This window comes from Thiopseudomonas sp. SA1F2-1K, from assembly GCF_057443035.1.
The window spans coordinates 1,718,279-1,732,735 of record NZ_CM172014.1 but is presented as its reverse complement, the minus strand read 5'-3'; the positions used below and the strand labels follow the sequence as shown (position 1 = coordinate 1,732,735).

Below are 14,457 nucleotides of genomic sequence, written 5' to 3'. Positions count from 1 at the left end.
ATAGGGGTTTTTTGCATGTGTGGCATTGTCGGTATTGTTGGTAAATCGAACATTAACCAAGCGCTGTTTGATGCGCTAACGGTATTGCAGCATCGAGGTCAAGATGCTGCGGGAATGGTCACTAGCCAAGGTGGGCGTTTATATTTACGTAAAGACAATGGCTTAGCGCGTGATGTGTTTCGTACGCGGCACATGAAAGAGCTGATTGGTAACATTGGTATTGCCCATGTGCGTTACCCAACGGCTGGTAGTTCAAGCATGGCTGAAGCGCAGCCGTTTTATGTCAACTCGCCGTATGGCATCACTTTAGCGCATAACGGCAATCTGACCAATGTAGAACAGCTCACCAAAGAAATTTATGAGGCAGATTTACGTCACGTTAACACCAACTCCGACTCTGAGGTGTTACTGAACGTATTTGCCCATGAACTGGCAGCACGCAATAAATTACAGCCAGACAAAGAAGATGTATTTGCCACCGTGTCGCGGGTATTTGAGCGCTGCCAAGGCGGTTATGCCGCGGTAGCGATGATTACCGGATACGGCATTGTGGCTTTTCGCGATCCGAATGGAATCCGCCCAGTGGTCTATGGTCAGCGTCAAACTGAACAAGGCATTGAGTATATGGTGGCCTCTGAAAGTGTGGCGCTAGATGTATTAGGGTTTAGCCTGATTGGCGACTTAGCACCGGGTGAAGCGCTGTATATTACCGAGCAAGGTGAGTTGCATACGCGTCAATGTGCTAAAGCGCCGAAGTTATCCCCCTGTATTTTTGAGTATGTCTACTTAGCGCGCCCTGATTCAATTTTGGATGGAGTATCGGTGTATAAAGCTCGGTTGCGGATGGGCGAAAAACTGGCGGAAAAAATCTTACGCGAGCGTCCAGAGCACGACATTGACGTGGTGATTCCGATTCCAGATACCAGCCGCACTTCCGCGCTAGAGCTGGCCAATATTCTTGGGGTGAAATTTCGCGAAGGTTTTGTCAAAAACCGTTATATCGGCCGCACCTTTATTATGCCAGGCCAAGCTGCACGCAAAAAATCAGTACGCCAAAAACTCAATGCCATTGAGCAAGAGTTTAAAGACAAGAATGTCATGCTGGTGGATGACTCGATCGTACGCGGTACCACTTGCCGTCAAATTATTCAGATGGCGCGCGATGCTGGCGCGAAAAATGTGTATTTCTGCTCAGCGGCACCAGCGGTGCGTTATCCCAACGTTTATGGGATTGATATGCCAAGCGTACACGAACTGATTGCCCATAATCGTACCACCGAAGAAGTAGCCGAACTGATAGGTGCCGATTGGTTGCTCTATCAAGATCTAGAAGATCTCAAAGAGGCAGTAGGTGACGGCAAGGTCAAAATTGAACAGTTTGATTGTGCGGTCTTTGATGGCCAGTATGTAACCGGTGATATTGATGCCGAGTACTTGGAGCGTTTAGAAGACACACGCAATGACTTAGTGAAAAATGGCGCTCAGGTGGCTAATTCGATTATCGAATTACATAACAGCTAATAGGTATTAGTGTTTGTCCTTTAAATCTTATAAGTTAAGCTATTTAACCCTAAATTTTTTAAAGGATATTCAGCATGAGCAGTTCATGGGATGCAGGCCGCTTAAACAGTGACTTAACCGGAGCGCAACCCAGCACCTTAGCGGTGAGAGAAGGTCATCAACGTACGGCAGAGGCTGAGCATTCTGAGCCTCTGTTTTTATCTTCTAGCTATGTGTTTAACAGCGCCGCACAAGCAGCGGCAAGCTTTGCCGGCACCGAGTCAGGTAATGTCTACTCGCGCTATACCAATCCCACGGTAGCCATTTTTGAAAAGCGTTTAGCCGCGTTAGAGCAGGCCGAGCAAGCTGTGGCGACCTCCTCAGGCATGGCGGCGATTTGGGCGGTGGTGATGGCTTTTTGCCAGGCCGGCGATCATATTTTGGTGTCGCGTAGTGTGTTTGGCGCCACTGTTAGCTTGTTTGAAAAGTATGCGAAAAAATTTGGGGTTGAGGTTGAGTTTATTAGCCTCACGGATCATCAGCAGTGGCGTGCGGCTTGCAAGGCCAATACCCGCTTATTGTTTATTGAGTCGCCTTCCAATCCACTAGCAGAAATCGCTGATATCCGAGCACTCGGCCAGATTGCCCACGAAGCCCAGGCGTTACTGGTGGTGGATAATTGCTTTTGTACGCCAGTACTGCAGCAACCGCTCACCTTAGGCGCTGATATTGTGGTGCATTCGGCCACTAAATTTATTGACGGTCAAGGGCGCTGCTTAGGCGGAGCAGTATTAGGGGCAGCAGCGTTAATGAAAGAGGTGGTCGGAGTCTTGCGTACTACCGGGCCTACGTTAAGTCCGTTTAATGCCTGGACCTTTATCAAGGGTTTAGAAACTTTAAAACTACGGATGCAAGCCCACTGCGCCAGCAGTTTAGCGTTAGCTGAGTGGTTAGCGCAGCAGCCTAAAGTACAGCGAGTATTTTATGCCGGATTAACCAGTCATCCGCAGCATGAACTAGCTAAAAGTCAGCAACGCGGGTTTGGTGCAGTGGTTGGCTTTGAAATTGTCGGCGGTCAAGAGCAAGCGTGGCGCTTTATTGATGCCACTCGCATGATTTCGATCACGGCTAATTTAGGCGATACTAAAACGACTATTACGCATCCAGCGTCCACGACTCATGGTCGTCTTTCGCCAGAGGAGCGTGCCCAAGCAGGGATCCAAGATAACCTCATTCGTCTTTCCGTAGGTCTTGAGGACTTAGAAGATATTAAGCGTGATCTTGAGCTTGGTTTTAGTGCTATTTAACTCATAAACCAAAGGGGTAAGCTGAGTTCAGTGCTTGATCAGTGTTAGCATGCTTAGTCGTTGATTGATGAACAAAGTGAATGGGCAGTGAAGAAACTGCCCTTAGCAGGAGACTAGGTATTGGACACAATTTTTTGGTATGACTTTGAAACTACCGGTATCAACCCTTCCACTGATCGTCCGTTACAAGTAGCAGGCATTCGTACTAACTGGGCGTTAGAGGTGATAGATGAGCCGCTGAATTTCTATAGTCAGTTAAGTGCTGATATTTTGCCTAGTCTTAGAGCCTGTTTAGTGACAGGAATTACACCTCAGCAGTTAGTCGAGCAGGGCTTATCCGAAGTGGAGTTTATCACTCAGCTACGGGCACAGATGTTGCGACCTGGCACTTGTAATGCGGGTTACAACAATATTCGATTTGATGATGAAATGCTGCGTTATAGTCTATACCGCAACTTTTACGATCCTTACGCCCATGAGTGGCAAGGTAATAATAGCCGTTGGGATTTGATCGATGCTTTGCGTTGTGCTTATGCGTTACGGCCAGAAGGTATTCATTGGCCTGTGGATGATTCTGGTAAAGTCAGTTTGCGTTTAGAGTTATTAACTAAGGCTAATGGCATTGAGCATGGACATGCCCATGATGCGCTCGCTGATGTTTACGCAACCATTGCTATGGCCCGTTGTTTGCGGCAGCAACAGCCACAGTTGTTTGACTACTTATTTAATTTGCGGGTTAAGTCAGCGGTATCACAACGGATTAAATTACTCCACCCCCTCCTGCATGTGTCTGGCAAGTTTGCAGCCAGTCGACATTATTTGGCGCCGGTTTTACCTTTGGCCTGGCATCCAAAAAACAAAAATGCGGTGATTGTCTGTGATTTACATGGAGATCTTAGCCCCTTATTTGAATTAACCGCCGAGCAATTACGCGAAACCTTATATACCGCCCATGACACCTTGTTAGCAGAAGGTAAAAAGCCTGTGCCGCTTAAGCTAGTGCATATTAATAAATGCCCTGTGGTAGCGCCGATGGGCGTACTGCGTGAGCAAGATAAGCAGCGCTTAAACTGGTCTGATCAGCTTTGGCAAGACAATTATCAGCAGTTATTGCAGCAAGCGGCAGTTGTGCAGCCGAAGGTCAGCGCTGTATTTAACACTGAGAGCTGGGTTAATCAGACGACTGAAGTAGAAACTCAACTATATGCCGGCTTTTTTAGTCCGCGGGATAAAGGGCTGTTTGAGCGAATTCATCAGGAGGGGCCAGGAGTCTTTGCGCAAGTAAGCCAAGCGGTAACCGACCAGCGAGTGCCTGCGTTATTAGCGCGTTTTCAGGCGAGAAATTTTTATTCGAGCTTAACTGAAGAACAAAAGCTTCAGTGGCTAAATTTTTGTTCGCAGCGCTTAACTCAAGTCGAGCAGGGTGCACCGCGCACGTTGGCGCAAGTAGAGCAAGAGCTGTTAGAGCTAACACCAGAAGAGCGGGCTACGCCTGTGATTCAGCAATGGCTGGATTATATTGCGCAGCTGCAGCAGCAATTATCGATCAGTTAATTAAAAAGGAGCCAGCAGACTCCTTTTTAATTGCAAGGCAATGCAGTCACAAACTAAAGTTAGTCGAGTAGAGTCATCCAGCTTTCTACTTCATCGTTGCCCCAGCGAGCTTTCCATTGCTTTAACTCTTTGTGGTTTCCACCTTTGGTTTCAATCACATCATTAGTGTGGGGATTAACGTAACGCTTGGTTTTACGTGTGCGGCGAGGCGCGCTTTGACGAGCAGGAGCGGCTGTATTGCTAGCTGCTGACGGGTCAATAATTTGGATGATGTCTTGCAAGGATTTTGAGTAATCAGCCATTAGCGTACGGAGTTTTTCTTCAAACTCTAATTCATTGGCTAGTCGGGTATCATTTTTCATCGCTTCTAAGCTTTCTTGCAGTTCCTGCAAACGCTTTTTTGTTTCACGATAATTATTGATAATGAGGGACATGTTATCTCCAGAAATAGTCTTTTTGAGTGACTTTATTCAAACTTAATTATGTTAATGCTAAGTATTACTTGGTTACGCTTAACATCCAGTCCAGCTCAAGCAAACGTTAGGAAGAAAATAATATAACTATTTTCTCCAATAGTCTATATAAACATAACTGCTGTATAGGCAATAAAAAAACCAATAAGTTTAAAATTAACAGTTTGGTGCAATAGTGTGTAAGCGAATCAACAATATATACTATTGGCGATACGCAAAATTAGACTGTACGTGAAAAACCTGTCCCGCGCTTTTGGTTAAGATAATTATCAAACGCCATAGCCACGTTACGCATCATCAGGTTGCCTTTGGGGAGTAAGGTGATTGCATTTTGGCTAAGGGTTACGAGTTCATCATCAACCATCTCTTGTAGCTGTTCAAGAGCGTCAGCAAAGTAGTCGGAGAAGTTAATTTTATATTTAGTTTCGATGGCTTTGATATCAATTAAATTGTGACACATTAACTGGCTAATCACGTCACGGCGCAATAGGTCATCGGTATTTAACAGATAGCCACGCTGCAGCGGGAGTTGTCGTGCGGTTAATTGTTGATAGTACTGTGAGAGTTCTTTTGCATTTTGGCTATAGGTGTTATTAACCTTACTAATTGATGAGACACCTAGGCCTACTAAATCACAATCTGCATGAGTTGAATAGCCTTGAAAGTTACGTTGTAGGGTACCATTAGCACGTGCTTGGGCTAACTCATCATCAGGTAAGGCAAAGTGATCCATCCCAATATAGACATAACCTGCGGCACAGAGTGTATTAATGGTTAACTCTAACAGTTGTAACTTACGCTCGGGTGGCGGCATATCTTCTGGGCGAATAAGTTTTTGTGCTTTGACTAGCTGTGGTAAATGGGCGTAACTATATGCTGCAATGCGATCGGGTTTGAGTACAATAATTTGTTCAAGGGTCTGTTTAAAGCTGGCCTCGGTTTGAAGTGGTAGGCCATAAATCAGATCAACACTAATTGAACGAAATTCGGCCTGACGAGCTGCCTGCATTAAGTTGGCAACCTGTTCTACACTTTGCACACGATTAACCGCTTGTTGTACGGCTAAGTCAAAGTCTTGCACGCCAAAGCTTAAACGGTTAAAGCCTAGCTCTCTAAGGGCGAAAATCTGCTCAGGAGTGACAGTACGTGGGTCTACTTCTAAAGAAAATTGATGCTGCTCAGAGCGATCAAAATTAAAGGCGGCTGCTAAATAAACCATCAGCTCTTGGAGTTGAGCTTGGGTAAAGTAAGTCGGTGTCCCACCACCTAAGTGCAGCTGAGTGACTAAGCGCTCTTTGGCAAATAAAGGGGCTTGTAGGTCAATCTCTTGTTTAAGGTAGGTTAAATACTCGGCGGCCCGTTCAGTTTTATGAGTAATAATTTTATTGCAGGCGCAGTAATAACACAGGCTTTTGCAGAAAGGTATATGAATGTACAGCGACAATGGAGCCTCTAGATTAAGGTTACTAGCGGCTGCGGCGGCTTGATAGTCAGCCACGCTAAACGCACTGGTAAATTGTGGGGCAGTAGGGTAGGAAGTGTATCTAGGACCAGAGCGATCATACTTTTTTACTAGATCACGGTCGAAGCTCATTGCGTGGGTCATTCAGAATGCCTTTTAACAAAATAGTAAAATAAGTCGGTGCTAAGTAGCGGGCAAAATAAAGGGCCGCGTAAACTAAAGAAGAAGCACTTTGACTTTTGATAGTATATTTATCGCGCTAGATTAACGCATTTTTTCATGGGGTGTGGTGTCTAGCGATTAAGCCTTGATCTGCGGCAATCAGCTAAAGCAGTCAGCAGAGTGTGAGTCGGCAGATTAAAAATGCTGTTAATCAAGGGTGGTTATCTCGTTCAATGCCTATGCAATTCAGTTTACGACTGCTCAGTACTTTACTGCTATTTATATTGACCAGTTGCACTAGTTTGCCGCCGTTAGAGAATCGGGCGGCCAGTTATGCACTCAATCCCGAGCAAGCTGCTACCACGCGTTTTGCCCAGATGCTGGCGCCACTGCAGCAAGCTCATCCAGACAAAAGCGGGATTTACCCCTTAACTGATGCCTTAGATGCTTTCGCTGCACGAATGCTCTTAGCTCAGCATGCCGAGCGTACGCTCGATATTCAATATTATATTTGGCATAAAGACATGACAGGTACTTTGTTGTTTGAGGCTTTGCATGAGGCAGCAGACCGTGGAGTACGAGTACGTTTATTATTAGATGACAACAACACCAGTGGCTTAGATGAAACCTTGTCAGTACTTGATTCGCACCCGAATATCCAGGTGCGCTTGTTCAACCCTTTTATGCGACGAAATTATAGAGCAGTTGAGTATTTAACAGATTTTAATAAAGCCAATCGGCGCATGCATAACAAATCGTTCACCGTGGATAATCAGCTCACCATTATAGGCGGGCGCAATGTGGGCGATGAATACTTTGGAGCCGGTGATGGCGTATTGTTTGCTGATTTAGATATTTTAGCTGCAGGTCCTGTGGTACAAGAAGTGTCTCACGATTTTGATCGCTATTGGCAAAGCGAGTCGGCTTATCCAGTGAGCTTAATTTTGCCAGAGGTATCACCGGCGCGCTTGCAGGAGTTAGAAGATCAGGCTGAAGAGGTAGAGCGTAATCCGGCGGCGGCTAAGTTTGTGCAGTCACTGCATCAGCTACCCATTCTAAATCAGCTAACTGAGCAAGCGTTGGCTTTAGAGTGGGCTAAAGTCACCCTGGTTAGTGATGATCCACGTAAAGGCTTAGGTGATGTGGCAGATGATGATTTGTTGTTTGGCAAGTTGATTCATTTGGTGGGATCTCCAGAGAAAAGCTTAAACTTAGTTTCGCCTTATTTTGTGCCCACTAAAGTTGGCGCTAAGGCTTTTGCTAATTTGTCGCAAGCTGGTGTGGAAATTCAGATACTTACTAACTCGCTACATGCTACAGATGTCTATGTGGTGCACTCTGGTTACTCTAAGTGGCGAAAAAAACTAGTGAAAAATGGAGTTAAATTGTATGAAATGCGGCAAATGGGAGAGAGGTCAACGAAGCCAAAACTGTTAAACCGCACCGGTGATAAAGAAGGATTAGGCACCGTTTTTGGTAGCTCTGGCTCTAGTTTGCATGCGAAAACCTTTACCTTAGACGACGACATAGTCTTTGTCGGTTCTTTCAACTTTGATCCGCGCTCGGCCAAGCTTAATACCGAGTTGGGTTTTGTAATTGAAGATAGTCAGTTATCACAAAAAATCAAGGCCGCCTTTGCTGAAGAGGTGCCCTATAACGCCTATGAAGTGCAGTTGTGTAATAATAGCAAGTTGTGTTGGATAGAAAAAAGCCAAACCGGCTTACTGATTCACCACACTGAACCAGAATCAACTTTATTAAAACGAGCAGGCGTCCAATTTTTATCTTGGCTTCCAATTGATTGGTTATTATGAAGCTAAATAGATTAACGAATGATTGGATATTTCTGTCCGAGGCTAATAGAATGCATGCCCTTAATTATCTAGGTCGGTATGTCTGGCCACGTCTGTTCAACGAGGAATAATCATGCAAGTTTCCATCGAAAGCACCTCAGCCCTCGAGCGTCGTATGACCATTGGCGTACCAGCTGAGCGTCTTGAAGCTGAAATCACCAAGCGTCTGCAACAAACTGCGCGTCGTGCAAAAGTCCCGGGCTTCCGTCCAGGTAAAGTCCCTATGAATATTATCCGTCAGCGTTTTGGTGCCGATGCACGTCAAGAAGCGATGGGGGATCTGATTCAACAAACTTTTTACGAAGCAGTGGTTGAGCAAAAAGTTAACCCTATTGGTCAGCCAAGCATCGAGTTACAAAAAAGTGATGACGCACTTGAGTACGTAGCGACCTTTGAAGTATTACCAGAAGTAGAGATCACCGGTTTAGACAAAATTGCCGTAGAGCGCTTGAGCGCAACGGTTGAAGAGTCAGACTTAGACAACATGCTGGATGTACTGCGCAAGCAAAACACTCAGTTTGTAGCGGCTGATAAAGCAGCTGAAAATGGCGACCAACTGAAAATTGACTTTGTTGGCCGTATTGATGGCGAAGAGTTTGCCGGTGGCAGCGCTAAGGATATCCCTTTAGTGCTCGGTTCTGGCCGCATGATTCCTGGCTTTGAAGAAGGTCTAGTGGGCACTAAGGCGGGTGAAGAGAAAATTGTTACACCAACTTTCCCAGAAGATTACCAAAATCTTGAGTTAGCAGGTAAAACTGCTGAATTCACCATTAAAGTAAATGCGGTTGAAGCACCAGAGCTGCCAGAGTTAAACGAAGAGTTCTTTAAAACTTTTGGCGTTAACGAAGGTGGTTTAGAAGGTTTCCGCGCTGAAGTTCGTAAGAATATGGAGCGTGAGTTAAATCAAGCGATTAAAGGCAAGGTAAAAACTCAAGTTATGGACGGTCTGCTGGAAACTAACCCAGTAGAAGTGCCTAAAGCACTGATTGCTAACGAAGTGAATCGTTTACGTGTACAAGCGGTTCAGCAGTTTGGCGGCAATATTAAGCCAGAGCAACTACCTGCCGAATTATTTGAAGAGCAAGCCAAACGCCGCGTAACCTTAGGCTTATTAGTGGCTCAGGTGGTTAAGCAGTTTGAGCTGTCAGCTGATGAAGATCAGGTACGTAGCATGATTGAAGAGCTAGCAGCAGCTTATCAGGAACCACAACAAGTCATCGACTGGTACTATAAAAACGAACAGCAGCTAGAAGAAGTTCGTGCAGTAGTATTAGAAGAGCAGGTGGTTAATAAAGTATTAAGCGAAGCACAAGTAACAGATAAAGCGGTTGCTTACGAAGACGCGGTCAAGCCAGCTGAAACAGCGGTTGCAGAAGAAGCCCAAGAAGAGGTGGCCGAATAATTCGAGAGTGAATTATTTGCATGTTACTTTTAAGTCAAACCATACAAGCTAGCCTAGTGCTAGCTTGTGTGTTTTAGACGTATTAATCTCTGGAGTTATGACGATGTCCTTGCATTCTGAATTTTTACCAAGCGCTGATGCCCAAGCCGCATTGGTGCCAATGGTTGTGGAGCAAACCAGCCGCGGTGAACGGTCCTATGATATTTATTCACGGCTCTTAAAAGAACGCGTGATTTTTTTAGTGGGACCAGTTGAAGATCATATGGCCAACTTAGTGGTGGCTCAGCTGTTATTTCTTGAAGCTGAGAATCCGGATAAAGATATTCATCTGTACATCAACTCACCAGGTGGTGTAGTGACTGCGGGTATGGCGATTTATGACACCATGCAGTTTATTAAGCCCGATGTTTCAACCATCTGTATTGGTCAGGCGTGCAGTATGGGCGCGTTATTATTAGCCGGTGGTGCAGCAGGTAAGCGTCATTGTTTGCCTCACTCGCGGATGATGATTCACCAGCCACTAGGTGGCTTTAATGGGCAGGCTTCTGATATTGAAATTCATGCTCGGGAGATTTTAGCGATCCGTGAGCGTTTAAATCAGGTGCTGGCGCATCACACCGGTCAACCGCTTGAAGTCATTGCGAAAGATACTGATCGCGATAATTTTATGAATGCAGAAGAAGCGGCTAAGTACGGTTTAATTGACTCGGTAATTACTAAGCGCCCAGTTTAACTGGCAACAGGCTTGAAATAAGCGCCAAGCGCCTCAAAGTTACCTACATCCTTAGTTAATGGAAAAAGTAAATGACTGACACAACCAACAGTGAAGATGAAAAATTACTTTACTGCACTTTTTGCGGTAAAAGTCAGCATGAAGTTCGTAAGCTTATTGCAGGGCCGTCGGTCTTTATTTGTGATGAATGCGTAGACTTATGTAATGACATTATTCGTGAAGAGGCAGCCGCTAAAGTAGAGAGCGACAGCGAAAGTAAACTGCCATCTCCTGCCGAAATTGCCCAAACCTTGGATCAATATGTCATTGGTCAAGAGCAGGCGAAAAAAGTGTTGGCAGTGGCGGTCTATAATCATTACAAACGCTTGCGCAGCCATACGGCAAAAGATGGGGTGGAGTTAGGCAAAAGTAATATTTTGCTCATCGGGCCTACTGGTTCCGGTAAAACCTTGCTTGCAGAAACCCTTGCGCGCTTACTTAATGTGCCTTTTACCATGGCCGATGCCACCACCTTAACTGAGGCGGGGTATGTGGGTGAAGACGTAGAAAATATCATTCAGAAGCTCTTAATGAAGTGCGACTATGATGTGGAAAAAGCGCAGATGGGCATTATCTATATTGACGAGATTGATAAAATTTCGCGCAAATCAGATAACCCATCGATTACGCGAGACGTATCCGGTGAGGGTGTGCAGCAAGCCTTACTGAAATTAATTGAAGGCACGGTCGCATCGATTCCACCCCAAGGTGGTCGTAAACATCCACAGCAAGAGTTTTTGCAAGTAGATACGAAGAATATTTTATTTATTTGTGGCGGTGCTTTTGCTGGAATCGAAAAAGTTATTCAGCAACGCTCAGAAAAAGGCGGTATTGGTTTTCATGCTCAGGTAAAAAGTTCTGATGTAGTTAAGCCTATTGGCGAAACGCTACGTGAAATTGAAACTGAGGATTTAATTAAATTCGGCTTAATTCCTGAGTTTGTTGGACGCTTACCGGTGGTGGCGACTTTGCAAGAGTTGGATGAAGCGGCATTAATTCAAATTCTAACCGAGCCTAAAAATGCGCTAACTAAGCAGTATGCAAAGCTGTTTGAGATGGAAGGAGTGGATCTAGAGTTCACACCAGAGGCCCTTTCAGCGATTGCTAAACAAGCGTTAGAGCGCAAGATTGGTGCTCGTGGTTTACGATCAATCGTAGAGAATGCGCTGCTTGATAGTATGTTTGAAATTCCTTCTACCACTGATGTGGCGAAAGTGGTGGTGGATGAAAAAGTCATCACGGACAAACAAAAGCCTGCCTTTATTGCAGCTGCAGCAGTGAAAGAAGCGTAATTGCGATTACTGATACTGCGATCAACAAAAGGGCCCTAGAGGCCCTTTTGTTATTTAAACGCCTAGCCTTGTAATGCATGGTAGCAGCCCCCATGTACTAGCTAAGTCCGACTAATTTTTAGGCGAAAAATCGCTATCGAGTATTAATATGAAGACAACAATAGAGTTACCTTTATTGCCATTGCGGGATGTGGTGGTGTATCCGCATATGGTTATCCCACTGTTTGTCGGAAGAGCTAAATCGATTGCTGCGTTAGAGCAGGCGATGCAAGGTGAGAAGCAAGTATTTCTCGTGGCTCAACGTAACCCAAGTGAAGATGACCCACAGTTAGAACAGATTTATGACATTGGCTGTGTGGCCAATGTGCTGCAGTTTTTAAAATTACCCGATGGCACGGTTAAAGTGCTGGTCGAGGGTAGCTATCGCGCTGCTTTAGAGTCGATTGAAGATATTGCTGAGCCAGAAACTGAGTACAGTTTAGCTACCGTACAGTTGCTAGATGAAGCAGAACCGGTGGCGATAGAAGATGATGTGCTGCGTCGCACCTTGTTGGAGCAGTTTGAGCAGTACGCACAAAACAGTAAAAAAGTGCCTGGCGAAGTCTTAAGCGGTATTCAAGACATTAGCGAAACCAGCCAGCTGGCCGATAATATAGCCATGCACTTGAATTTGCGTTTAGAACAAAAGCAAGAAGTTTTAGCTACTCTTGATCTAACCCGTCGCGTTGAGTTACTGCTAGGATTGCTCGATGCGGAGCTGGAGTTAGTGCAGATCGAAAAGCGCATTCGGGCACGAGTTAAAAAGCAAATGGAGCGCAGCCAGCGCGAGTATTATCTGAATGAGCAGATGAAAGCTATTCAGAAGGAGCTTGGTGAAGGCGAAGACGGGCAGAATGAAATTGATGAGCTACGCAAGCGCATCGATGAGTCTGGCATGTCAGAAGAGGCGTTGAAAAAAGCCAATGCTGAGCTGAAAAAACTACAGCAGATGTCACCGATGTCTGCTGAGGCCACGGTGGTGCGTTCTTACATTGAGTGGTTGGTGAACGTGCCGTGGAAGGCAAAAAGTCGAGTACGTCATGACCTAGAGCGTGCAGAGCAGATTCTAGATGCCGACCATTATGGTTTGGAAGAAGTGAAAGAGCGTATTCTTGAGTATTTAGCCGTGCAAAAACGGGTGAAAAAACTCAAAGGGCCTGTGCTGTGTTTAGTTGGCCCACCAGGTGTGGGTAAAACCTCACTGGCCGAGTCGATTGCCCGCTCCACGAACCGTAAATACATTCGAATGGCTTTGGGTGGGGTGCGGGATGAGTCAGAGATTCGTGGGCATCGCCGCACGTATATTGGTTCTATGCCAGGGCGTATTATTCAGCGCTTAGCTAAAGCTGAGGTGCGTAACCCATTATTTTTGTTAGACGAAATCGACAAAATGGGGATGGATATGCGAGGCGATCCGGCATCAGCGATGTTGGAAGTGCTAGATCCTGAGCAAAATAGTGCCTTTAACGACCATTATTTAGAGGTTGATTACGATCTTTCAGATGTGATGTTTGTCTGTACCGCTAACTCAATGAACATTCCTCCAGCGCTATTAGACCGGATGGAAGTGATCCGTTTATCAGGCTACACCGAAGATGAAAAGCTAAATATTGCCCAGAAATATTTGGTGAAAAAACAGGCTGAAAATAACGGATTAAAGGCGACAGAGGTAACGATTACTGAAGCTGCGTTGTTAGATATTATTCGTTACTACACCCGTGAGGCCGGGGTGCGTGGACTGGAGCGAGAAATTGCTAAAGTGTGTCGCAAAGTAGTTAAGGAAGCAGCGAGTCAGAAGAAAATAGCGGTCACTGTTGATAGTGAGCAACTGGAGCACTATTTAGGCGTACGTAAATACCGCTATGGTGTAGCTGAAGAGCAAGATCAAATTGGCCAAGTAACAGGCTTAGCTTGGACACAAGTGGGCGGTGAGCTATTAACCATCGAAACTGCAGTGATTCCAGGTAAAGGTCAGTTGATTAAAACCGGCTCCTTAGGTGAGGTCATGGTAGAGTCAATGACGGCTGCATTAACAGTGGTCAGAAGTCGTGCTCAGGTGTTAGGATTAGCGCCGAATTTTTATGAAAAACAAGATGTGCACTTTCATATGCCTGAAGGGGCTACACCTAAAGATGGGCCTAGCGCTGGGATTGGAATGTGCACAGCTTTAGTCTCTGCACTGACTAAAATTCCAGTGCGAGCGGATGTTGCCATGACCGGTGAAATCACCTTGCGTGGTGAGGTGTTGGCCATTGGTGGTTTGAAAGAGAAGCTACTAGCAGCGCATAGAGGTGGAATTAAGACGGTCATTATTCCCCATGACAATATTAAGGATTTAAAAGAAATCCCTGAGCTTGTTAAAGCAGACTTAGACATTAAGCCTGTGAAGTGGATTGATGAGGTGTTAGAGATTGCATTGCAATATTTACCAGAACCTTTGCCAGAAGCAGCGGAACTGGTTGCGTCTGATGACGTGACCGTGGATAATTCATCCACCAAATCACTCAGCAGGCATTAAGAGATTGAGTGGAAAGATCGTGAGTTGGGGATACAGCGCTTAGTCTGTTGTCACCTACTTGAGTAGTTGCTTTAATAGCATGGTTACGCCAGACTACTGAAAATTTACTATTTTAAATATATA

Annotated in this window: 10 protein-coding genes; 8 read left to right on the top strand and 2 right to left on the bottom strand. The window is 45.4% G+C overall.

The genetic code is table 11. The features are described from left to right. Positions 1-15 precede the first annotated feature (15 nt). The 3 genes from purF to sbcB all read left to right on the top strand — a co-directional run bounded on the left by purF (position 16) and on the right by sbcB (position 4,361). Entirely contained in the window at positions 16-1,521 is a 1,506-nt protein-coding gene (gene purF, locus AC2T15_RS08425) for an amidophosphoribosyltransferase (RefSeq protein ID WP_486778040.1), read from the top strand. 74 nt (positions 1,522-1,595) lie between these two features. Continuing rightward, positions 1,596-2,807 carry an O-succinylhomoserine sulfhydrylase gene (locus AC2T15_RS08420; protein ID WP_486778039.1) on the top strand — a complete coding sequence of 404 codons (1,212 nt, stop codon included), beginning with the start codon at positions 1,596-1,598 and terminating at the stop codon, positions 2,805-2,807. A gap of 120 nt (positions 2,808-2,927) precedes the next feature. Continuing rightward, positions 2,928-4,361, top strand: a complete 1,434-nt coding sequence (sbcB, locus tag AC2T15_RS08415) for an exodeoxyribonuclease I (protein ID WP_486778038.1) — start codon at positions 2,928-2,930, stop codon at positions 4,359-4,361. A 59-nt stretch (positions 4,362-4,420) separates the two neighbouring features. Here sbcB and AC2T15_RS08410 read toward each other — a convergent pair whose 3' ends face one another. Together AC2T15_RS08410 and hemN are read right to left on the bottom strand one after the other, a co-directional pair. Beyond that, positions 4,421-4,795 carry a histone-like nucleoid-structuring protein, MvaT/MvaU family gene (locus AC2T15_RS08410; RefSeq protein WP_053101441.1) on the bottom strand — a complete coding sequence of 125 codons (375 nt, stop codon included), beginning with the start codon at positions 4,793-4,795 and terminating at the stop codon, positions 4,421-4,423. Between the two features lie 259 nt (positions 4,796-5,054). Next, entirely contained in the window at positions 5,055-6,440 is a 1,386-nt protein-coding gene (gene hemN, locus AC2T15_RS08405; RefSeq protein ID WP_486778037.1) for an oxygen-independent coproporphyrinogen III oxidase, read from the bottom strand. 251 nt (positions 6,441-6,691) lie between these two features. On the opposite strand from hemN, the gene AC2T15_RS08400 reads away from it, so the two are divergent. The 5 genes from AC2T15_RS08400 (at position 6,692) to lon (ending at position 14,334) form a co-directional block, all read left to right on the top strand. After that, positions 6,692-8,272, top strand: coding sequence for a phospholipase D family protein (locus tag AC2T15_RS08400; protein ID WP_486778036.1), 1,581 nt, complete (start codon positions 6,692-6,694; stop codon positions 8,270-8,272). A 112-nt stretch (positions 8,273-8,384) separates the two neighbouring features. Then, positions 8,385-9,713, top strand: a complete 1,329-nt coding sequence (gene tig, locus AC2T15_RS08395) for a trigger factor (RefSeq protein ID WP_486778035.1) — start codon at positions 8,385-8,387, stop codon at positions 9,711-9,713. 103 nt (positions 9,714-9,816) lie between these two features. Then, positions 9,817-10,446 carry an ATP-dependent Clp endopeptidase proteolytic subunit ClpP gene (gene clpP, locus AC2T15_RS08390; RefSeq protein WP_053101444.1) on the top strand — a complete coding sequence of 210 codons (630 nt, stop codon included), beginning with the start codon at positions 9,817-9,819 and terminating at the stop codon, positions 10,444-10,446. Positions 10,447-10,517: 71 nt separating this feature from the next. Next, positions 10,518-11,777 carry an ATP-dependent Clp protease ATP-binding subunit ClpX gene (gene clpX, locus AC2T15_RS08385; RefSeq protein WP_053101445.1) on the top strand — a complete coding sequence of 420 codons (1,260 nt, stop codon included), beginning with the start codon at positions 10,518-10,520 and terminating at the stop codon, positions 11,775-11,777. A 148-nt stretch (positions 11,778-11,925) separates the two neighbouring features. Next, the gene (lon, locus tag AC2T15_RS08380; protein WP_486778034.1) at positions 11,926-14,334 is read left to right on the top strand and encodes an endopeptidase La; all 2,409 of its coding nucleotides are present in this window, start codon (positions 11,926-11,928) and stop codon (positions 14,332-14,334) included. Positions 14,335-14,457 lie beyond the last annotated feature (123 nt).

Bases quoted from the DNA above. Each gene is read 5' to 3' on its own strand.
- purF (WP_486778040.1), top strand. From the start codon at position 16: ATGTGTGGCATTGTCGGTATTGTTGGTAAATCGAACATTAACCAAGCG.
- AC2T15_RS08420 (WP_486778039.1), top strand. From the start codon at position 1,596: ATGAGCAGTTCATGGGATGCAGGCCGCTTAAACAGTGACTTAACCGGA.
- AC2T15_RS08410 (WP_053101441.1), bottom strand. From the start codon at position 4,795: ATGTCCCTCATTATCAATAATTATCGTGAAACAAAAAAGCGTTTGCAG.
- hemN (WP_486778037.1), bottom strand. From the start codon at position 6,440: ATGACCCACGCAATGAGCTTCGACCGTGATCTAGTAAAAAAGTATGAT.
- AC2T15_RS08400 (WP_486778036.1), top strand. From the start codon at position 6,692: ATGCCTATGCAATTCAGTTTACGACTGCTCAGTACTTTACTGCTATTT.
- tig (WP_486778035.1), top strand. From the start codon at position 8,385: ATGCAAGTTTCCATCGAAAGCACCTCAGCCCTCGAGCGTCGTATGACC.
- clpP (WP_053101444.1), top strand. From the start codon at position 9,817: ATGTCCTTGCATTCTGAATTTTTACCAAGCGCTGATGCCCAAGCCGCA.
- clpX (WP_053101445.1), top strand. From the start codon at position 10,518: ATGACTGACACAACCAACAGTGAAGATGAAAAATTACTTTACTGCACT.
- lon (WP_486778034.1), top strand. From the start codon at position 11,926: ATGAAGACAACAATAGAGTTACCTTTATTGCCATTGCGGGATGTGGTG.